Origin of the sequence: Armatimonas sp. (genome assembly GCF_031410135.1) — a bacterium.
Lineage (GTDB): Bacteria > Armatimonadota > Armatimonadia > Armatimonadales > Armatimonadaceae > Armatimonas.
On sequence record NZ_JANNYP010000535.1, the window covers coordinates 1 to 5,445 of the forward strand.

2 protein-coding genes and 1 pseudogene are annotated in these 5,445 nt (G+C 59.3%); 2 read left to right on the forward strand and 1 reads right to left on the reverse strand.

The window, feature by feature from the left end:
• Positions 1-1,246 (reverse strand): annotated as a pseudogene (locus RMO15_RS19855) (APC family permease); the annotation flags it as partial.
• 119 nt (positions 1,247-1,365) lie between these two features.
• On the opposite strand from RMO15_RS19855, the gene RMO15_RS19860 reads away from it, so the two are divergent.
• Both RMO15_RS19860 and RMO15_RS19865 read left to right on the forward strand, forming a co-directional pair.
• Positions 1,366-4,473: a hypothetical protein gene (locus RMO15_RS19860; protein ID WP_309715896.1), complete on the forward strand. Its 3,108-nt coding sequence runs from the start codon at positions 1,366-1,368 to the stop codon at positions 4,471-4,473.
• Positions 4,470-5,445: DUF1501 domain-containing protein (locus RMO15_RS19865; RefSeq protein ID WP_309715899.1), on the forward strand; the 976-nt coding region annotated here is incomplete at its 3' end. The genes RMO15_RS19860 and RMO15_RS19865, both read left to right, overlap by 4 nt.

A 5,445-nucleotide genomic window follows, 5' to 3' on the forward strand; every position in this document is an offset into this window, starting at 1 on the left:
CCGTGCCGAACGTCTCCCCCAGGTAGGTCTGGGCCATGTACGCCAGCGCACGGCCATTGGCAACGCCGGGTTTCTTTGTTGCAGAGAGCTTGTAGAGGGCACCATCACTCAGGGAAGTCACGGTCAGGGTCACGGGAACCGGCTTTTCGATTACCTCTGAGGTGCCCTCGCCCTCTTTTGCCACAATAGAACTTTTCCCCAGTGGGGTAGTGCCGGGCACCTCGACCACAAAAATCGGCTCTTTTTCCTTCTTGGGATGAAGGGTTATCGTGGTGCCCTTGACAAACTCGGTGGCGGGGATCGTGCGCTCGCCCATGAGCGCCGGGAGGTACTTATCCGGGGAGATCAGCGTGGTGGTGACGATACTACTGCCAATCAGTAAGACACTCATCATCACCGCCGCCGTGGTCAGCAGGTGCCCGGCGTTGCGAATACGCCCCTTGGGCTCGTCCTCAGTGTCCGTCTTATCGCCTTCGACCAGCGGCATCACCACGACGCCGGTCTCGAAGCCCGAGAGCCCCAGCGCGAGCTGCGGGAAGACTATAATCGCCGCAATGGCCATGTGAGCCGGTGTCGGGTGGATCGCCAGGAGATCGCGCTGCCACTCTCCCATAAGCTCCGGGTGGTGGGAGATCTCCTGAATTCCTCGGATGATCACGACGATATTCAGGCCAATATAGACCACCACAATCCCCACAGCGATCCCGATAGCCTCCTGGAAGCCTTTCAAAAAGACAGCGCCGAGCAGCGTGATGAGTCCTAGCGTCAGCCCTACCTGCCAGACCGCCGGGTTGTGCTCCATAAAGTGCGCGACAAAGTGGTTCTCGCGGACGTGCGCGGCGGCATCGGCAGCTGAGAGGGTGATGGTGATGATAAAGCCCGTCGCCGCAAAGCCAATAAGACAGAGCACGAGCAGCTTGCCTTGCCAGTACGGCAAGAGCTTGGCGAGCATCGAGATAGAGCCGTCGCCGTGGGGGCTGGCCTTGGCGACGCGCTTGTACATTGGGAGCGCCCCAAAGAGCGTGAGTAGCACCAAGACAAAAGTCGCAATCGGGGAGAGTGCCCCGGCGGCAAGCGCCGCGATTCCAGGCTGGTAGCCGAGGGTAGAAAAGTAGTCCACGCCCGTGAGGCACATCACTTTCCACCATGCATGGGGTTTATGCCCCGGCTCATGCTCTTCCTCGAAGGCGCCTTCAACATTGGAGACGTAGCCTTCTAAAAACCAGTTCTTAAATTTTGTATTCACTATAGTTCTTACCGGGTAAAACGAGGTTATCCTACCGCTAAATTTGCGGATGTCAAATAGCAGACACTATCATAGCAGGCAAGTTGCGTTTTGGCCTTAAGACAAGGCATAATAGACGTATGGCAAGGAAGCACGTTTCCCTGGGAGCGGCACTCACGCTGGGGCTAGCACTGGCAGCGAGTGTGCCAGCTCAGCAAAAGAACTCGCTCGAAGAGATTTTCCAGCGTGAGCTCTGGCCCGTTCTCAATAGTCAGTGCGCCTCCTGTCATGCCAAGAAAAATCCTTCGCAGTTTTTGCTCCCGACGGACTCACGCACGGCGTTTCTAAAACTCATCGCAGAGGGGCAGTTCGACCCCGACAATCACTCTAGCATTGTCTACCGTGTGACCACCTCGGACAAAAATATTGTGATGCCGCCCCAGGGCATGCACCCACTGACCGTGGCGCAAGTGACCCGATTCGACCACTTTGGCGAGGCAGTCCGGGCACAACAAGCCGCCATAGGGAAGCGGCCGGACGAGCAGTTTCCCGCCTATCTGGCCCTTCCCTTTACCGGCGCGAAGAAGCCCAGCTTTGACAATACGTTTCTCACCTTTCGGCAGCTCCGGGGCAAGACTCTGGCGATCTTTGGCGATGATGGGGAGCGGGAAGACCGCAACCTCTTTGTTGACAATACTCATCTCTTTGGCGGCGCGGATTTTGTCAAGCGCTTCGACGAGACCTCGAAAGCCTCCCCGACGTTTCTTTCTGGGGTGGAGCTCATTGGCCGGGAGCTGGCGAGCAGGGCCTATCTCAATCGCACGGGGCCGTTTTCGGGCTTCACGGATACAACACCGGAGCGTGAGGGGATCACGCGGCTCTGGAAGAAGCTACTTTTCCGCGAGCCCACCGCCTCCGAGCTTAACGAGGCGCAGGCATTTCTCAAGAGTGTCGCGGCGGCTCAGATAAGCCTTGCCCAGACAGCACCCAGCGACCTGCGATTCTCTCTCGCGGTCACTGATGAGCGCGGTCAGCGGGTGCTTAAGGAGCTGGGAGTTGCGGTGCGCAGCGACGACCATGCGCTCACCACGCTCTACGTGGATCAGGAAGCGGGGGAGACGCCAGAAAAAGAGCTCGGGAGTTTTTCTTTGGTTCCCAGCGACACCGGCCAGCGTGTGATTATCAGCAACGCCGAGAGCTACGGCAATGTCAGTGTGGTCGGGATTCGGGTGAAGGGCGACACGGGCGAGAAAGTCCTCAAGGTCGGTGAGGCGGGTGTCTTGGTCGAAGGGGCTTGGAAGATCAGCGGGGCGAGCGCGGAGGACAACAGCGAGAATAAAGGTGCCTCCCAGATCACGTTCCCGCTCACTGTCGACAAGCCCGGCAAGTACACGGTGAGCTTTCTCTGGAAGCGAGCCGCAGCACCCAAGGCGGGTGCGAAGCGTCCGGCAGGCAAGAACCTCACCCCAAGCTCCCTCTGCCGTGATCTCTGTGTTCAGGTGCTCAGCCGTGATGATGTGAGCCACATCGCGACACCCGCCGCGCCCGACGTCCCCCCCAAAGGCGAGGCGCACTTTGTCATTGATCAGAGTGTGGACAACCGGCCTCATGCGGATTTAAAATCGTCGTTTCTCTTTGGGGCAAGCGGTGGGATCGAGGTGCGCAATGAGGGGACCACGAAGCGCGTGGTCGCCGATGCCGTGCGCCTCTTTGCTGCAAATAGCTCTACTCCAATTCTGCTTCGGGCAGGCAAGGCAAAAAATAAAGAGCAGTGGGGCAAGTTTCCCGCCGAGAACTTCAACCCCTACAACACGGTCGGGCCAGACTTACTGCAAGATCTTGGGACGGAGGGGAGCAAAAAGTCGCTGGCCCTACTCTTTCCTCCCACAACCGGTGAGGGCTACGATCCGACCCGCGCCTACCGACCCGCGATTGTCTACCCCGGAAAAGCCGATAACGAGACCCGAGTGCCGATTGTTGTCAAAGCCGAGTCGTCATCGCCGATTGTGCAGCTCGCCGCGCCGCTGATCGCACATCCAGGGGCGCAGATCACCGTGGACGCGTCGTCGTCGTATAACATTCAGCGCTCGGTCTTGACGTTCCAGTGGACACAGATCGGCGGACCAAGAGTCGTGCTGGTTGACCCAAAACAGCCCAAGCTGACATTTACCGTGCCCAAGCTCTCTGCCAAACAAGCCGCGTGGGAAGGGCTCTGCCGGGCGCTCTTAGCCCACCCGGACTTTCTCTTCACCCGTCCCCGCTCGCTGACGGCCACCACCGACCCCAAAGTCCGCAAGCGCTTGCAGCTTGTCAAACTTGCCCAAGACCTGGTGGGGCGCACGCCCAGTGATGCAGAGCTGGCTCAGTGCGACTCTGGAGTGGTGCTGGAGAAGCTCGTGGATCGCTACTTGGCCTCCAAGGAGTTTGCGGATTTCTATTTTCACCGAACCCGCCTTTATATCGAGAGCCACGGGACGCCCGAACAAGACGAACCGGCGCGGCTCTGGACCTATCTGGCGCTCCAAAACCGCCCATTCAAAGAGCTGCTCACTGCGGACTACACGGTGGATACGGCGTTCCTGAAGCAGCCTCGCCCGGCCTACTTCGGAAAGACGGGTGTGCTGACCATGAAGGGGTTTATCCAAGGAAAGCCGAGCCTGCCGCACTTTAACTACTCCGCCCAAGTCTGCGAGAAGTTTCTGGGCTATGCTTTTGAAGTCCCCGACGAGATCGTTCAGTCGCGCCAAGGGATTACTGCGTCGGCGACCACTGACCCCAAATCGGTGTGCTACACCTGTCATAAAATCCTCACGCCACTGGCCTACCAGAGAGCGCACTGGGATGACCTGGGCAACTATCGGGCGCACGATGAGTACGGCCTTGCCATTGACCACTCGGATCGTGACGAAGTGGCGGCCTATCCGTTCAAAGGTGAGGGAATGGAAGCCTTCGCCACACAGGCCGTCGCCAAAGAGCGCTTTATACGCACGATCCTACAAACGCACTTCGTCTGGTACTTTGGCCGCGAGCTGCGCTGTGAGACTGACGAGCGAGGGCTCTATCAGCGGCTCTGGAGTGCAACGCAACAGAGTAACTACGTCCTCAAGCCGCTGATCAAGGCACTGGTCTTAACCCCGGAGTATCTTAACGGCACGGTCACAGCTCCGCCGAGTGGGAACCCAAAGACCAAGCGCCTCGCTAAGCTGGCAGCGTTCCACAGGGCCACGCAACCATCGCGATCAAGATGAAAACACACTTACACAATGTCGGGGTTTGCCGCAGAGAGCTGCTTCAAGTCGGGTTTCTTGGGGCGCTGGGGCTGATGGCTCCCCAGGCATTCGGCGCGAAGAAGCGCACTCCTAAGGCCAAGTCTGTGATTCTTGTCTGGATGCCGGGGGGGCCACCGCAGATGCATCTGTGGGATCTCAAGCCCGACTCGCCGAGCCAGTGCAAGGGAACCGCTAAGCCGATCTCCACCAAAGTAGCCGGGATGCAGTTTGGCTACCAGATGCCGCTCCTGGCCCAGCAGTCAAAGCATCTCACGGTAGTGCGAACCATGACCATAGGCCAGGAGGACGCCAATCACATTCCCGGCCATCAGCTCATGCTTGCGGGGATCAATGAGCTGCCCCGGACGTTCAAGAGCTTCGCCACCCGCAACGACTGGCCCTCCATTGGCTCCGTGATCTCGGCACTCAAACCCGCGCAGAAGGGTCTGCCCAGTGCGGTGCACCTCCCCGTGCGGATTCGCTTTGAGGGAAGCCCGTGTCCGGGCGAGACGGCGGGCTGGCTGGGAGCCAAGTACGATCCCTGGCTCATCGAGCGTGACCCTGCCGACCCAAAGTTCACGGTGCCCGATCTGCTCCCGGTGGCTGGAATGACCGTCGAGCGCCTCGCGGACCGCCAGCGCTTACTCACCGATATAGATAGCTATCGTCGTGACTTAGATAAAGATGTCGAGATTCGCCAGCTCTCGGACACCCAAGCGCGTGCCTTTTCTCTCGCCACCTCGCCCGCCGTGCGCGATGCCTTTGATCTCTCCAAAGAGCCCGATGCACTTCGCGAGCGCTACGGCAAGCACTCGTGGGGGCAGTCGTTGCTACTGGCGCGGCGGCTGGCTACGGCAGGCGTGGCGTTTCTCCAAGTGAATCTGGGCGGTCTCAACCACTGGGACTATCACGACAAAGAGAACGATGGCCTCAAGCGCGACATGCCCAAGT

Excerpts from the sequence above, each read along its gene's own strand:
- RMO15_RS19860 (WP_309715896.1), top strand. The coding sequence starts at position 1,366 with ATGGCAAGGAAGCACGTTTCCCTGGGAGCGGCACTCACGCTGGGGCTA.